General features: G+C 68.6%; 15 protein-coding genes. 8 read left to right on the top strand and 7 right to left on the bottom strand.

The features are described from left to right. Positions 1-510: an Rv3235 family protein gene (locus OQ968_RS13245; RefSeq protein WP_324678449.1), complete on the bottom strand. Its 510-nt coding sequence runs from the start codon at positions 508-510 to the stop codon at positions 1-3. A 193-nt stretch (positions 511-703) separates the two neighbouring features. Here OQ968_RS13245 and OQ968_RS13240 point away from each other — a divergent pair, with 193 nt between their 5' ends. The 6 genes from OQ968_RS13240 (at position 704) to OQ968_RS13215 (ending at position 6,996) form a co-directional block, all read left to right on the top strand. Continuing rightward, positions 704-2,110: a wax ester/triacylglycerol synthase family O-acyltransferase gene (locus OQ968_RS13240; protein WP_324678447.1), complete on the top strand. Its 1,407-nt coding sequence runs from the start codon at positions 704-706 to the stop codon at positions 2,108-2,110. Between the two features lie 39 nt (positions 2,111-2,149). After that, positions 2,150-3,019, top strand: a complete 870-nt coding sequence (gene ppk2 / locus OQ968_RS13235; RefSeq protein WP_324678445.1) for a polyphosphate kinase 2 — start codon at positions 2,150-2,152, stop codon at positions 3,017-3,019. Further along, positions 3,016-3,528 (top strand): DUF6912 family protein, encoded by a 513-nt coding sequence (locus tag OQ968_RS13230; protein ID WP_324678443.1) that lies wholly within the window; start codon positions 3,016-3,018, stop codon positions 3,526-3,528. Before ppk2 ends, OQ968_RS13230 begins: the two co-directional genes overlap by 4 nt. A gap of 161 nt (positions 3,529-3,689) precedes the next feature. Beyond that, complete coding sequence (locus OQ968_RS13225; protein ID WP_324678441.1) at positions 3,690-4,832, top strand: ferredoxin reductase; 1,143 nt, start codon at positions 3,690-3,692, stop codon at positions 4,830-4,832. An 84-nt stretch (positions 4,833-4,916) separates the two neighbouring features. Further along, complete coding sequence (locus tag OQ968_RS13220; RefSeq protein ID WP_324678439.1) at positions 4,917-6,206, top strand: fatty acid desaturase; 1,290 nt, start codon at positions 4,917-4,919, stop codon at positions 6,204-6,206. Between the two features lie 253 nt (positions 6,207-6,459). Further along, positions 6,460-6,996 carry a hypothetical protein gene (locus OQ968_RS13215; RefSeq protein ID WP_324678437.1) on the top strand — a complete coding sequence of 179 codons (537 nt, stop codon included), beginning with the start codon at positions 6,460-6,462 and terminating at the stop codon, positions 6,994-6,996. 16 nt (positions 6,997-7,012) lie between these two features. Here OQ968_RS13215 and OQ968_RS13210 read toward each other — a convergent pair whose 3' ends face one another. The 3 genes from OQ968_RS13210 to OQ968_RS13200 are packed head-to-tail and all read right to left on the bottom strand — an operon-like array spanning position 7,013 to position 9,784. Then, complete coding sequence (locus tag OQ968_RS13210; protein ID WP_324678435.1) at positions 7,013-7,513, bottom strand: DUF302 domain-containing protein; 501 nt, start codon at positions 7,511-7,513, stop codon at positions 7,013-7,015. Between the two features lie 6 nt (positions 7,514-7,519). Then, positions 7,520-8,593 carry an NmrA family NAD(P)-binding protein gene (locus OQ968_RS13205; RefSeq protein WP_324678433.1) on the bottom strand — a complete coding sequence of 358 codons (1,074 nt, stop codon included), beginning with the start codon at positions 8,591-8,593 and terminating at the stop codon, positions 7,520-7,522. An 18-nt stretch (positions 8,594-8,611) separates the two neighbouring features. Continuing rightward, the gene (locus OQ968_RS13200) at positions 8,612-9,784 is read right to left on the bottom strand and encodes a thiolase family protein (RefSeq protein ID WP_324678431.1); all 1,173 of its coding nucleotides are present in this window, start codon (positions 9,782-9,784) and stop codon (positions 8,612-8,614) included. Between the two features lie 95 nt (positions 9,785-9,879). Here OQ968_RS13200 and OQ968_RS13195 point away from each other — a divergent pair, with 95 nt between their 5' ends. Continuing rightward, positions 9,880-10,353 carry a helix-turn-helix domain-containing protein gene (locus OQ968_RS13195; RefSeq protein WP_324678429.1) on the top strand — a complete coding sequence of 158 codons (474 nt, stop codon included), beginning with the start codon at positions 9,880-9,882 and terminating at the stop codon, positions 10,351-10,353. Here OQ968_RS13195 and rsgA read toward each other — a convergent pair. Next, on the bottom strand, positions 10,340-11,320 hold the full coding sequence (gene rsgA / locus OQ968_RS13190; RefSeq protein ID WP_324678427.1) for a ribosome small subunit-dependent GTPase A: 981 nt from the start codon (positions 11,318-11,320) through the stop codon (positions 10,340-10,342). The two genes, OQ968_RS13195 and rsgA, sit on opposite strands and share 14 nt — an antisense overlap. Continuing rightward, a complete protein-coding gene (aroA, locus tag OQ968_RS13185; protein ID WP_324678425.1) occupies positions 11,317-12,618 on the bottom strand; it encodes a 3-phosphoshikimate 1-carboxyvinyltransferase in 1,302 nt (433 codons plus the stop codon). The genes rsgA and aroA overlap by 4 nt, the downstream gene beginning before the upstream one ends. Before the next feature lie 68 nt (positions 12,619-12,686). On the opposite strand from aroA, the gene OQ968_RS13180 reads away from it, so the two are divergent. Further along, positions 12,687-13,448 carry an SOS response-associated peptidase gene (locus OQ968_RS13180; protein ID WP_324678423.1) on the top strand — a complete coding sequence of 254 codons (762 nt, stop codon included), beginning with the start codon at positions 12,687-12,689 and terminating at the stop codon, positions 13,446-13,448. 8 nt (positions 13,449-13,456) lie between these two features. Here the strand turns inward: OQ968_RS13180 and OQ968_RS13175 are convergent, their stop codons facing one another. Continuing rightward, positions 13,457-14,848, bottom strand: a complete 1,392-nt coding sequence (locus OQ968_RS13175; RefSeq protein WP_324678421.1) for an HNH endonuclease signature motif containing protein — start codon at positions 14,846-14,848, stop codon at positions 13,457-13,459. Positions 14,849-14,865 lie beyond the last annotated feature (17 nt).

The following is a 14,865-nucleotide window of genomic DNA, read 5'->3' as shown; positions in this document are numbered from 1 at the left end:
TCACCCGATGTGCAGGGCGACCACCAGCCATCGGGCGCCCGCGGTCCGTTCCACGCGGCAGGCGATCGCGTGGACGCGGTCACCGCGGCTGTAGCAGCCGAAGACCTCGGCCGCGGTCGCGGGGTGCCCGGCCGGTTGCAGCCGCGTCCGGCGCAGCACCGCGGCTCCCGCCCGCCCGGCCGGCGCGCGCCCGACCGACAGGACGGTGTCGACCAGGCCCGGCGCGAGCAGCGGCCGCAGCTGGGCCGGCGGCCGGCGCCGGTCGATGACCTCCAGCACGCGGCGCAGCGCGGCATCCGCGAAGGTCGCCGCCTGACGCATCGACGGGGACAGCACCGGGGTCGCTTCCGGGCGCGGCACAGGCCCGGCGCGGCGCGGCGTCGGGCGCGATGCCGGCCGGCACGGGGCGACGTTTCGCGGGACGCTTTGGCTTGCGGGCTCGTACTCGACGACGGGCGTGACGGCGAAGGCGTCGCGCCGGGCCGGGCTCGCGGCGGGGCTAACGGTCAACGGGCACTCTCCAACTCGGCGATCGGACGCAGGAGCCTGCTGGAGAGTGGGCAGACAATTGTTTTTAGGGCGCTCGTCGCCGTCGCGCAATTCGGTCTGCTCGTACCCGTGCAATGCCGCGCCGGGAGCCGGCGATTACCGTGGGCGGGTACGTCGGCGCAGCAACGAATTTGACAAGGAGCACAGGGCCGCAATGGTGACCCGGTTGTCCCCTACGGACGCGTCCTTCTACCGGTTGGAAAACACCGCGACCCCGATGTACGTCGGATCGCTGTCCATCCTTCGCCGTCCGCGCGCCGGGCTGAGCTACGAGACGCTGCTCGCCACCGTCGAGCAGCGGCTCGCCCAGATACCGCGCTACCGGCAGAAGGTTCGCGAGGTGATCGGCATGGCGCGGCCGGTGTGGATCGACGATCCCGACTTCGACATCACCTTTCACGTCAGGCAGTCGGCGCTGCCGTCGCCGGGCAGCGACGAGCAGCTGCACGAGCTGATCGCGCGGCTGGCCGCCCGCCCGCTCGACAAGTCGCGGCCGCTGTGGGAGATGTACCTCGTCGAGGGCCTGAACAAGAACCGCGTGGCGCTCTACACCAAATCCCATCAGGCGCTCATCAACGGCATGACCGCGCTGGAGATCGGCCACGTCATCGCCGACCGGTCGCGGCGCCCGCCGCCGTTCCCCGAAGACATCTGGGTGCCCGAGCGCGACCCCGGCAACACCCGGCTGGTGCTCGGCGCGCTGAGCGACTGGGTCATGGGGCCGGGAGCGCAGCTGCAGGCCGTTGGGTCCGCGGTGGCCGGGCTGGCGACGAACTACGGTGAACTGCTCGACGCCGGTCGCCGCGTCGTCGATTTCGCGCGCACGCTGGCGCGCGGCACCGCACCGAGCAGCCCGCTCAACGCCCGGGTCTCGCGCAACCGGCGGTTCACCGTCGCCCGCGGCAATCTCGAGGATTACCGGACGATCCGGGCCCGCTACGACTGCGACGTCAACGACGTTGTGCTGGCCGTGATCGCCGGCGCGCTGGGCAACTGGCTGCTGTCCCGCGGTGAGGCGGTGGCGTCGACCGCGACGATCCGGGCGATGGCGCCGCTGTCGGTGTACGCCGACGGTCAGCTCGACTCCACCGGCCCGGGCCAGACCATGAGCGAGGTCACCCCGTTCCTGGTCGACTTGCCGGTGGGGGAGGGCAACCCCGTGGTGCGGCTGTCGCAGATCGCGCACGCCACCGAGTCGAACCCGACGGCCGCCAGCCTGGTCGACGCGCGGACCATCGTCACGCTGTCGGGGTTCGCGCCGCCCACCCTGCACGCCATGGGCATCCGCGTCGCCGCCGGATTTCCCGCGCGCCAGTTCAACCTGCTGATCACCAACGCCCCCGGCGCCCAGTCGCAGATGTATGTGGCCGGCACCAAACTCCTGGAGACCTATGCCGTGCCCCCGCTGCTGCACAACCAGGCGCTGGCCATCAGCGTGACGTCCTACAACGGCATGCTGTATTTCGGGATCAATGCCGACCGCGATGCGATGAGCGATGTCGACCTGCTGCCCGGGCTGCTGAACCAAGCACTCGAAGAGCTTCTGGAAGCTTCCCGGTAAAGCAGTCGAAATCGCTGTGTGGATATAGCATTCGTTGATGTGAGCGCTGTTACGAACAACGACGCATCGGCGAAGGCGAAGGCGAGCAAAGGGAAATCGGGCTCGCGGGCCGTGCGCAAGATCTCCAACGAGGTCTATCAAGCCGAATTGTTCCGGCTGCAAACGGAATTCGTGAAATTGCAGGAGTGGGTGCGGCACTGCGGCGCCCGCGTGGTGGTCATCTTCGAGGGTCGCGACGGGGCGGGCAAGGGCGGTGCCATCAAACGGATCACTGAATATCTCAACCCCCGGGTGGCCAGCATCGCGGCGCTGCCCTCGCCGAGCGACCGGGAACGCGGCCAGTGGTACTTCCAGCGCTACATAGCCCATCTGCCCGCCAAGGGGGAGATCGTGCTCTTCGACCGGTCGTGGTACAACCGGGCCGGCGTCGAGAAAGTGATGGGATTCTGCACGCCGCAAGAGCATGCCCTGTTCTTGCGGCAGACGCCGATCTTCGAGCAGATGTTGATCGACGACGGGATCCTGCTGCGCAAGTATTGGTTTTCGGTTTCCGTAGAGGAGCAGTTGCGCCGGTTCAAGGCGAGACGGAACGACCCTGTGCGGCAATGGAAACTGAGCCCCATGGACCTGGAATCGCTGTATCGGTGGGAGGACTATTCGCGCGCCAAGGACGAGATGATGGTGCACACCGACACCCCCGTCAGCCCTTGGTATGTCGTGGAATCCGACATCAAGAAGCACGCGCGGCTCAACATGATGCACCACCTGCTGTCCACGATCGAGTACACCGACGTGGAGCGGCCCAAGGTGAACCTGCCCAAGCACCCGTTGGTCAGCGGCAACTACCGCCGCCCGTCGCGTGAGCTGTCCACGTACGTGGACGACTATGCGGCCACGCTGATCGGATGATGCGGATCTACATCCCGGCCACGCTGGCGATGCTGCAGCAACTCGTCGCCGACGGCTCGCTGCGGCCGGTCAACGGCACCGCGTTCGCGGTGACGCCGAGGTTGCGCGAGGCCTACGCCGAGGGTGACGACGACGAGCTCGCCGACGTCGCGCTGCGCGAGGCCGCGCTGGCGTCGCTGCGGCTGCTGGCGGCCCAGCACGCCGAGGGAGCCGACCAGCCGGTGCGGCCGCGGCGCGCGGTGCTGTCCGCCGAAGTCGATGACGTTCAGCTCCGGCCCGACCTGGACGACGCCGTCGTCAGGCTGAGCGGACCCGTCGAGATCGACCAGGTGATCGCCGCATACGTCGACACCGCCGGTGCGGAGGAGGCCGTCACCAAGGCCATCGCGGCCATCGACGCCGCCGACCTGGGTGACGAGGACGCCGACCTGATCGTCGGCGACGCCCAGGACCACGACCTGGCCTGGTACGCCAACCAGGAGCTGCCTTTCCTGCTCGACCTGCTCTGACTCGAATCTGACGCGAATCTGGCCGAAGTTGTGACGCATTCGCCGCCCGCGAGCCTGGATACGGTTGCGTAGGTTACGGTACCGTAGCTTGTTGTGATGGGCTGTGTACCCGCCCTCAACGTGAGCGGAAGCCAAACCCGCGCCATGAGCAGGAGCTTCCTATGAGCAAGCAGCAAACATCGATCGCCGCCAACGTGGTGGAGACCAAACGCCCCACCGTCGTCGGGGCGGAGCGGCACCCCGGCTGGCACGCGCTGCGCAAGCTCGCCGCGCGCATCACCACGCCGCTGCTGCCCGACGATTACCTGCACCTGGCCAATCCGCTGTGGTCGGCGCGGGAGTTGCGGGGCCGGATCCTCGACGTCCGACGCGAGACCGAGGACTCCGCGACGCTGGTGATCAAACCGGGCTGGGGGTTCAGCTTCGACTATCGGCCGGGTCAGTACATGGGGATCGGACTGCTGGTGGACGGGCGTTGGCGCTGGCGGTCGTATTCGTTGACGTCGAGCCCCTTGACCTCGGCGTCGGCGCGCACGGTGACCGTCACCGTCAAGGCGATGCCCGAGGGCTTCCTGTCCAGCCACCTGGTGGGCGGCGTCGAACCGGGGACCATCGTGCGGCTGGCCGCGCCGCAGGGCAATTTCGTGCTGCCCGACCCCGCGCCGCCGTCGATCCTTTTCCTCACCGCCGGGTCCGGGATCACGCCGGTGATGTCGATGCTGCGCACGCTGGCGCGCCGCGACCAGATCACCGACATCGCGCACCTGCATTCGGCACCCACCCGATCCGAGATGATGTTCGGCACCGAGCTGAGTGCGCTGGCGGCCGACCGGCCGGGCTATCGCCTGCAGGTGCGCGAGACCCGCAGGCAGGGCCGGCTCGACCTCGGTTCGCTCGATCAGGAGGTGCCCGACTGGCGGGAACGTCAGACCTGGGCCTGCGGCCCGGAGGGCCTGCTGAACCACGCCGAGCGGGTCTGGTCGGCGGCGGGCATTCGCGACCGGTTGCACCTGGAGCGCTTCGCGGTGCCCAGGGCCGCGCCCGCCGGGGCCGGCGGGACCGTGACGTTCGCCCGCAGCGGCCGCTCCGTCGCCGCCGATGCCGCGACGTCGCTGATGGACGCGGGTGAGGGCGCCGGGGTGCAGATGCCCTTCGGCTGCCGCATGGGCATCTGCCAGTCGTGCGTGGTTAGCCTGGTGGAAGGCCACATTCGCGACCTGCGAACCGGCGCCGAACACGATCCCGGGACCCGGGTTCAGACGTGTATTTCCGCCGCTTCGGGTGATTGCGTGATCGACATCTAAAGGCTACTCACAGGTAACCTACGGAATCGTAGGTTACGATAGCGTAGGTACGGACCGGACAACGACCGCAGGGAGGTGGAGACGATGGCGATCACAGACGTCGACGCATTCGCACATCTCACGGACGCCGATATCGAAAGCCTGGCCGTCGAGTTGGACGCGATACGGCAGGACATCGAGGACTCTCGCGGTGAGCGGGATGCCCGTTACATCCGTCGCACCATCGCGGCGCAGCGCGCGCTGGAGGTGGCCGGCCGACTGCTGCTGGCCGCCGGCTCACGGCGTTCGGCGTGGTGGGCGGGAACCGTCACCTTGGGCGTGGCCAAGATCGTCGAGAACATGGAGATCGGCCACAACGTCATGCACGGCCAGTGGGACTGGATGAACGACCCGGAGATTCACTCCTCGACGTGGGAGTGGGACATGAGCGGGTCGTCCAAGCACTGGCGCTACACGCACAACTTCGTGCACCACAAGTACACCAACATCCTCGGGATGGACGACGACGTCGGCTACGGCATGCTGCGCGTCACCCGGGACCAGCGCTGGAAGCGGTTCAACTTCTTCAACCTTATGTGGAACACGTTGCTGGCGTTGCTCTTTGAGTGGGGCGTCGGCCTGCAGCATGTGGAGATCGGCAAGATCCTCAAGAAGCGGATGGACAACGAGGACGCCCGCCAGCGGATCGACGAGTTCCTGGCCAAGGCCGGCAGGCAGGTGTTCAAGGACTACGTCGCGTTCCCGGCGCTGACCTCGCTGTCGCCCGGCGCGACCTTCACGTCGACGTTGAAGGCCAACGCGGTCGCCAACGTCATCCGCAACGTGTGGGCCAACGCCGTCATCTTCTGCGGCCATTTCCCCGATGGCGCAGAGAAATTCACCAAGACCGACATGATCGGTGAAACCAAGGGCCAGTGGTACCTGCGCCAGATGCTGGGCAGCGCCAACTTCGAGGCCGGGCCGGTGCTGCGGTTCATGAGCGGCAACTTGTGCCACCAGATCGAGCACCACCTGTACCCCGACCTGCCGAGCAACCGGCTGCACGAGATCTCGGTGCGGGTGCGCGCCGTCTGCGACAAGTACGACTTGCCTTACACCACAGGGTCTTTCCTGGTGCAGTACGGCAAGACGTGGCGGACGCTGGCCAAGCTGTCGCTGCCCAACAAGTACCTGGTGGACGACGCCGACAACGCGCCGGAGACCCGCAGCGAGCGGATGTTCGCGGAGCTCGAGCCCGGCTTCGCCGGCACCGATCCGACGACCGGCCGGCGGCGCGGGCTCAAGTCGGCCATTGCCGCGGTGCGGGGCTGGCGGCGCGACAGGCGGGCCGCGAAGGCCGCCGCCCGCGACGCCGACGACGGCCTGGCGGCCTGAGGTCTCCAAAGCCCTTGCGCCGCCACCCAAAGCCCTTGCGCCGAGCGTGAAGCCCCTTCGCCGCCCCTTCGCCGCCCAAAGCCCCTTCGCCGCCCAAAGCCCCTTCGCCGCCCAAAGCCCCTTCGCCGCCCAAAGCCCCTTCGCCGAGCGTGAACTGGTTGCGAAATCCCACGGGCGGATTCGCAACAGCTTCACGTTCGGGGCACGGTCGCCCTGGGTTTACGCTCGGGAAGGTACGAGGAAGGGGTGCGCGATGCTCGCAGCGTTCGGATTCGAAGCCCTGGGTGTGGTCGTCGGGGACATGTACTTCGTCGACCCGAACCCGCTCACCGGTCAGGAGACCCCGGAGCGGGGAGTCAGGCTGGAACTTCGCCTCATCGACCGGGCCGAGCCCCAGGGATCGATATATGCCGGGGTCCCGATCGCCTTCAACCGCCCGGTGTGGCGGGTGGACCTGTTCGGATCCACCGAGAGCCCGCCCGGGACGCTGGACCGGGCCCATCATCATCCTCGTTTCGATGGTTGGGAGCCCGGACGGCGGCATTTCGTTCCCGAGCTGTCGGCCGACCCGATCGCCTGGCTGGCCGATCAGCTGGCCGACCCGGACGCCGTGCTGGCCCGCGCGGGCGTCGGCGCCGACGAGGTCACCGACGTCGACCGCAACGGGCTCGCCGCCGCGGCCCCGGAGATTGTCGCCGCCGTGAAACGGATGCTCGACGGCGTGCGCGACGGGACGTTGGCCCCGGTACCCGCTGAGTCGGTTGCCGCCGCCCGCACCGGCTGGCTCTGAGTTCGACCAACCGCGCTCACGAGCCGCTGGTCACCTTGGCGGCCAACGCCGCCAACTTGGCGTCGAGCACCTCTGCCGCGCTGAGCAATGCCGGATTCTGCTCGACGACCATGAGGGACGACGGCCTGACGTAGGTGAGGCTGCTGCCGGAGCCCTCGTCGAGGATCAGCAACTCGACCGGGGCGAACAGGCCCGCCGTCACGTCGTGCCGCAACATTGTGATCGCGAGAAGCGGATTGCCGAGGACGACGCGCATCGCCTTGCGGTCGATGCCCGCCTTGGCGATCCACGCGCCGTGGTCTATCAGCGCGAACAACATGAATCCGCTTGGGCCGACATGGGATTCGACGCGTTCCCGGCAGGACTGCCAACCCTCGGAGCTGATCGCGATGTCGTTGATCGGGACCGGGTAGTCGCCGACGTCGACCAGCAGCGCGGCAACCAACTCGTCGTAGCTTTTCGCGCTGTCGTAGCGCACCCGCACCCCGTCGAAGCGGGTCTCACGTGAGGCGGACATCGTCGGCTACAGCTTCCCTTGCCGCTGGTCCTCGCCGATCTTGAGTATCGGCGTCCGATTCTCCGGCTGGATCTGCTCCCAAAGGCCGCCCCAACCCAGCTCCCTTGCGTGTTGATCTTGACGCTCGAACCACTCCTCGGCACTTCTGATCCGGTTCGGGTGGATCTCATCGAGCAGCGCGTAATCCCGTTTGACCACTCGGTATTTCCAGAGATTCCAGAAGCCGGTGAAGTTGTCGCGTACGTTCATGGTGCTCTTGTCTTTTCGCTCGGCGTTGTACCCCGCGGGCGCGTCGGCGACGACGCTCAGCGGGCCGTTCCGCCAGTACGTCTCCAGGTCGGTGTCGATGTACCGCGCCGGATGCCCGGTGACCTTCTCGAACGCCGCGGCGAGATCGGCGTAGGCGATATCGTCGACAGCGACCTCGAGGTCCATGCCGTTCGCGCGCTCCGGATGGTCGAAAAGCCAACGCACGTAGTAACCGCAATCCTCGAGCGACACGTGCGTCACCGCCCCGTCACCGAGCGGAACACGCCACGTCAGGACGCCGTCCTCCACGGTGGGCGTCATCGGCGTACCCGGTGAGATCACCATCTCGATGTAGGGACCCGAGGTGAACAGCGCCGCGCCCATCCGATCGCGATTCGCCTGATTCTGGAACAGAATCCACTCGCCGACCCGGCCTTTGCCGTCATAGTGGCCGGTGCGGAACCGAGAATCATACCCGGCCTTCTTGAGGCCGTAGTCCAGGTTTCCGTACACGAAGAATTTGATTCCTTCTTCGAAGGCGATCTCGTAACTGCGGATCGCCCAATAGATCTCGCTCTTCTCGCCGGTATTGAACCCGTCGACGTTGACAAATGCTCCGTCGCAACCGCGGAATCCCTCACGCAGCGTCGCTTCGTCGGCGAAGGATCCCTCGACGGCGGAGACGTTTTCGAGATCAAGCAGTTCCCTGGCTCGCCGGCTGCCGGCGTTGCGAGTGAGGAACCGAACCGAGTATTTCTTGTCGGCGACGAGCGCGCGGATGACGGGCATGCCCTGGGCTCCGGTGCCGCCGATGACAAAGATTTTGGACATGTTGGTGGCCTCCCGTTCTCACAATCGCTCGATGATCGTGGCGTTGGCCATCCCGCCGCCCTCGCACATCGTCTGCAGCCCGTACCGGCCGCCGCGTTGGTGCAGTGCGTTGACCAGGGTCGTCATAATGCGAGCGCCGCTGGCACCCAGCGGGTGGCCGATCGCGATGGCCCCGCCGTTGACATTCGTCTTGGCCAGGTCGGCGCCGGTGTCGTGCGCCCACGCGAGCACGACGGGGGCGAACGCCTCGTTCACCTCGAACAGGTCGATGTCGGCCAGTGTCAGTCCGGCGCGGTGTAGCACCTTCTCGGTGGCGGGAATGACGCCGGTCAGCATGTAGAGCGGGTCGGAGCCCACCACGGTCGTGGTGTGGATGCGGGCCAGCGGGCGCAGGCCCAGCTTGGCGGCGAGCTCGCTCGTGGTGATCAGCACCGCGGCGCTGCCGTCCGACAGCGGCGAGGAGTTGCCCGCCGTGATCGACCAATTGATTTGCGGGAAGCGCTCTTTGGCCACTTCACTGTAGAACGACGGCTGCAACCCGGCCAGGGTCTCCACGGTGGTGGCGGGCCGGACGCTCTCGTCGGTCTCCAGCCCGGCGATCGGGATCAGCTCGTCGTCGAAGAGGCCGTCCTTGGTGGCGCGGGCCGCCTTTTCATGGCTGGAGGCCGAAAACTCGTCGAGCTGGGTGCGCGAAAAGCCCCACTTCGCCGCGATCAGCTCGGCGCTGATGCCCTGTGGCACAAGGCCGTCGGGGTAGCGCCCGCTCATGTCGTGGCCGAACGGGTTGCTGCCGGGCAGCACGGCACTGCCCATCGGAACCCGGCTCATCGACTCCACGCCACCGGCGATGACGAGGTCGTACGCGCCGGCGAGCACGCCCTGCGCCGCGAAGCTGATCGCCTGCTGGCTGCTGCCGCACTGGCGGTCGACGGTCACGCCGGGAACCGACTCCGGGAATCCGGCGCCCAGCAACGCATTGCGCGCGATGTTGACCGCCTGATCGCCGACCTGGGTGACGGCACCGGCGATGACGTCGTCGATTTGAGCCGGGTCCACGCCGGTGCGCGCCACCAGCTCACGCAGGCTGTGGGCCAGCAGGTCGGCGGGCAGCACGTCGTGCAACGCGCCGCCGGCCTTGCCCTTGCCGACGGGTGTGCGGACGGCACGGACGATGACGGCGTCACGGTTCATGGCTCCTCCTCGAGTCCCGAAGCTAGGTATCTATATCTATACCCAGATAAACACCTAGGTATGCTGAATGCAACCCAGACAAGGAGGTGATTTGCGTGACATTCCTGCAGGGCCCGCTGGCCGACCGGGACAAGTGGTCGGCGGTCGGCCAATGTGCGATCGAAAAGACCATGTCGGTGCTCGGCACCAAATCAGCGATGCTCATCATGCGCGAGGCGTACTACGGCACCACCCGGTTCGACGACTTCGCCCGCCGCGTCGGCATCACCAAGGCCGCGACGTCCGCGCGGCTGGCCGAACTGGTCGAGCTCGGGCTGCTGGAGCGCCGACCCTACCGCGAGCCGGGGCAGCGCAGCCGCGACGAGTACGTCCTCACCGATGCCGGCATCGACTTCATGCCGGTGGTCTGGGCGATGTTCGAGTGGGGCAGAAACCACCTGCCGGGCCACAATCGCCTGCGGCTGGTCCATCAGGGCTGCGGGGCACAGGCGGGCGTGGAAATCCGCTGCCGCAAGGGGCATTTGGTGCGTCCCGACGAGCTCGGCATGCGCCTGGTCAAGTCTGGTTGAGCACCGCCAGCAGCCGCCGGGCCGCCGCGACGCGGCGAACGGCGGGACCGGACAGCGCGTCCAGCGCGCATTCGGGGTCGGCGGGCGACCCCAGGTGGCCGCAGCCGCGCGGGCAGTCCTCGATCGCGTCGGCCAGATCCGAGAACGCCATCAGCACGTCGTCGGGGTGAATGTGGGCCAACCCGAACGAACGGATGCCCGGGGTGTCGATCACCCAGCCGCCAGGGTCCAGCGGTAACGCGACCGACTGCGTCGAGGTGTGTCGGCCCCTGCCGATCTCGGTCACCTCGCCGACGGCCCGGTCCGCTTCGGGCACAAGCCGATTCACCAGCGTCGACTTGCCGACCCCGGAATGGCCGAGCAGGACGGTGATCTTGCCGGCGAGTAGGTCCGCCACCGCGAGCAGCGGATCGTCGCGGCCCGCGGCGACCACCGTCAGGTCCAGGTCGACGAACTGCCGCTCGAACGGCTCGGGCGGCGCCAGGTCGGTCTTGGTCAGGCAGAGAATCGGTGTCAGCCCGCCGGCGTAGGCGGCGATCAGGGCCCGGTCGACCAGCCCGGTGCGCGGCGGCGGGTCCGCCATCGCCACCACGATCAGGAGTTGGTCCGCGTTGGCGACGACCACGCGTTCGGTGGGATCGGTGTCATCGGCGGTGCGCCGCAACACCGTTCGGCGCGGCCCGCGGCGCACGATCCGGGCCAGGGTGTCCGGTCGGCCGGACAGATCGCCGACCAGGTCGACGTCGTCGCCGACGACGATCGGCGTGCGGCCCAGCTCGCGGGCCCGCATGGCGGTGACCCGGCGATCGGGGCGGCCGCCCAGCACGCACCCCCAGCGGCCGCGGTCGACGCTGATGACCATGGCGGCTTCGGCGTCGGCGTGCTGGGGACGAGTCTTGGTCCGCGGTCGCGATCCCCTGCCGGACCGGACTTTGACGTCGGACTCGTCGTAGTCGCCGGGTCTCAACCGCCGGGCTCCCCGTCGGACAGCATCCGCGCCCACAGCTGCGGGAACTCCGGCAGCGTCTTGGTGGTGGCGCCGATGTCGTCCACCCGAACCCCGGGCACTCGCAGCCCGATGATCGCGCCGGCCATCGCCATGCGGTGATCGGCGTAGGCGTGCCAGGTGCCCGGCCGCAGCGGTGTCGCGGTGATCACCAGCCCGTCGTCGGTTTCGGCGCAGTCACCGCCCAGGCGGTTGATCTCGGCGCTCAGCGCAGCGAGCCGATCCGTCTCATGCCCGCGCAGATGCGCGATGCCGGTCAGGCGCGACACCGACCCGGGGTTCGCCAGCGCCGCCAGCGCCGCCACCGATGGCGTCAGCTCGCCCGTGGCGCGCAGGTCGACGTCGAACCCGTCGTAACCCGCCGGGCCGCGCACTTCCAGGAACGAATCAGTCTGGGTGACAACGGCATTCAGCTTCGCGAAGACGTCCAGGATGTTGCCGGCGGGTTGCACGCTGTGCGCGGGCCAGCCGGTGATGCGCACCGTTCCGCCGCTGACCACGGCGGCGGCCAGGAACGGGACGGCGTTGGTCAGGTCGGGTTCGACCTCCCAGTGCCGGGTCGCGACCGCGCCGGCGCGCACCCGCCAGCGGTCGGGGACCGAGTCGTCGACGTCGACCCCGGCCTGCCGCAGCATCTGCACGGTCATCGCGATGTGCGGCGCCGACGGCAGCGCCGCGCCCGTGTGCTGCACGGTCAGGCCGTCGGTGAACGACGCGGCGCACAGCAGCAAGCCGGACACGAACTGCGACGACGCCGAGGCGTCGATTTCGACGGTGCCGCCGGCGACCGATCCGGTGCCCTGGACCCGGAAGGGCAGACCGGCCCCGTCGATCCGGACGCCGAGGCCGCGCAGCGCGTCCAGCAGCGGCGCGATGGGCCGGACGCGGGCCTGCTCGTCGCCGTCGAAATCCACCGGCGAGAGGGCCAGCGCCGCCAACGGCGGAACGAAACGCAACACCGTGCCCGCCAGGCCGCAGTCGATGCGGGCGTCGGGACCGGGGTCGATGCGGCCGTCGACGGTCAGCTCGGACCCGGCTCCGTCGATGGACAGGCCCAGGGTGCGCAGCGCACCGATCATCAGGTCGGTGTCGCGGCTGCGCAGCGCCCCGCTGACCGTGGACGTGCCCTGTCCCTGTGCGGCCGCCAGCGCCGCGAGCAGCAGCGCCCGGTTGGTCTGCGATTTCGACCCGGGAATGGTCACGGTCGCGCGCACCGGCGCGGCCGCCTGCGGGGCCGTCCACGAATCGGTGCTGCTCATTTGCTTCATCCTGCCGTGTCGGCGGACGACTTGCCCACCGGGCACCGCCACCAGGCACCATGGAAGTCATGTGCGGACGGTTTGCGGTCACGACGGATCCGGCCAAGCTGGCCGAGAAGATCAAGGCGATCGACGAGGCCACCGGGGCCGCGCCCGATACCGGCCGGCCCAATTACAACGTGGCTCCGACGGCCACCATCGCCACCGTCGTGACCCGCCACAGCGAGCCCGACGACGAGCCGACCCGGCGGGTCCGGCTGATGCGGTGGGGGTTGATCCCGCCATGGGTCAAGGCCGGTCCCGACGGGACGCCCGAGAACAAGGGTCCGCTGCTGATCAACGCCCGGGCCGATAAGGTCACCACCTCGCCCGCCTTCCGCGGTTCGGCCAAGAGCAAGCGCTGCCTGGTGCCGATGGACGGCTATTACGAGTGGCGCGCCAATTCCGGTGATGGCGGCAAGAAGTCGCGCAAGACGCCGTTCTACATGTACCGCAGCGACGGCGAGCCGTTGTTCGCGGCGGGCCTGTGGTCGGTGTGGAAGCCCGCGAAAGTCGCTGCGCCGCTGCTGAGTTGCACGATCATCACCACCGACGCGGTGGGCGAGCTCGCCGAGATCCACGACCGGATGCCGCTGATGCTCGCCGAGGCCGATTGGGACACCTGGCTGAATCCGGACGCCGAGCTGGATCCCGAATTCCTGGCCCGCCCACCGGACGCGGGCGCCATCGAGATGCGCCAGGTGTCGACGTTGGTCAACAGCGTCCGCAACAACGGTCCCGAGTTGCTGGAGCCGGCCGAGCCGGAGCCCGGACAGATCAAGCTGCTATAGCGCGGGTGTCATGCCGCCCCCGAGCTGTCGTCCTCGTCCTCGTCGTTCTCGTGGTGGAGGAGTTTTTCGGGGTGCCAGTAGGTGTTGGTGCGGGGTTGGCCGCGGTCGAGGTGCGGGGGTGGGATCCATTCGGTGTCGCCGTTGTGGCGTCGGCGGGTGGTCCAGCCGCCGGGTTGAAGTAGGCGGTGGTGGGGGCCGCAGCCGAAGGTGAGGTCGTTGACGTCGGTGGTGTGGCAGGTGGCGTAGTCGGTGATGTGGTGGACTTCGCTGTAGTAGCCGGGCACGGTACACCCCGGGGCGGTGCAGCCACGATCCTTCGCATACAACACGATTCGCTGTCCGGGCGAGGCAAGCCGTCGGGTGTGGTAGAGCGCCACGGCCTTGCCCTTGTCAAAAATCGCTAGGTAGTGGTGAGCGTGGCGGGCCAGGCGGATCACGTCGCTCATGGGCAGGATGGTGCCGCCGCCGGTCAGGGCGCGCCCGGCGGCGGCTTCGAGTTCGGCCAGGGTGGTGGACGCGATGATGGCGGCCGGCAGCCCGTTGTGTTGACCGATTTCGCCCGAGGCCAACAGGGCGCGCAGCGCGGCGTTCAGCGCGTCGTGCTGACGCTGAGCGGTCGAGCGGGCATCACCGTCGATGGCCTCTTGAGAGGGGGCGCCGTCCACGGTCGGGGTGTCGTCGTCCGGATTGCACATGCCAGGGGCGGCTAGCTTGGCCCACACCGCTTCCAGGGTGGCGCGGGCCTCGGGGGTCAGCCAGCCGCGCAGTTGCGACATGCCGTCGGCGCCCTGGTTGCCCAGCGTCAGGCCGCGGCGCCGGGCGCGGTCGTCGTCCGTGAAGGTGCCGTCGGGGTTGAGGCAATCAGCCAGCGTGTCGGCCAGGGCCGCGAGTTGCTCGGGCCGATACTGGGTGCCCTCGTGCGCCAGCTTGGCTTCAACGTGCTCGCGGGTGGTCTGGTCGATCCAGCCGGGCAGCCGGTGGTGGAAACGGCGGATCACCGCGACCTGCCCGGCACCGAGCGTGCCGTCGCGCTGCGCGGCCGCGGTGGCCGCCAGCACCGGCGCCAACGGCTCACCGGTCAGGGTGTGCCGCGGCCCCAGATCGGCGGCCTCTTTAATGCGTCGCCCGGCTTCGGCGCGGCTGATCAACGTCGCTTCGGCGATCGCGTGCGAAAGCGGGCCGCCCAGCTCCTCGGGGCTGGCCTGGCGGGCCAAGTGGTTGAGCGGTTGGTGTTCGAGGGCGGGCAGGCGCCGGCGCAGCCGCTCGCAGCGCGCCAGCCAGGCCAGCCATTCCGGGGTGGTCAACGCGTCGCAGTCCAGGGCGGCCACCGAGTCGAGGGCGGCCTCGGCGGCATCGAACGCCGCCGCGATCGCCTCGGGATCCACACCACCAGAACTCATACCGTCAAACTAGACAC

Origin of the sequence: Mycobacterium sp. 663a-19 (assembly GCF_035616495.1) — a bacterium.
In the GTDB taxonomy this organism is placed as follows: domain Bacteria; phylum Actinomycetota; class Actinomycetes; order Mycobacteriales; family Mycobacteriaceae; genus Mycobacterium.
The sequence above is the reverse complement of the archived record's forward strand: the minus strand, read 5'-3'. Positions and strand labels throughout refer to the sequence as shown.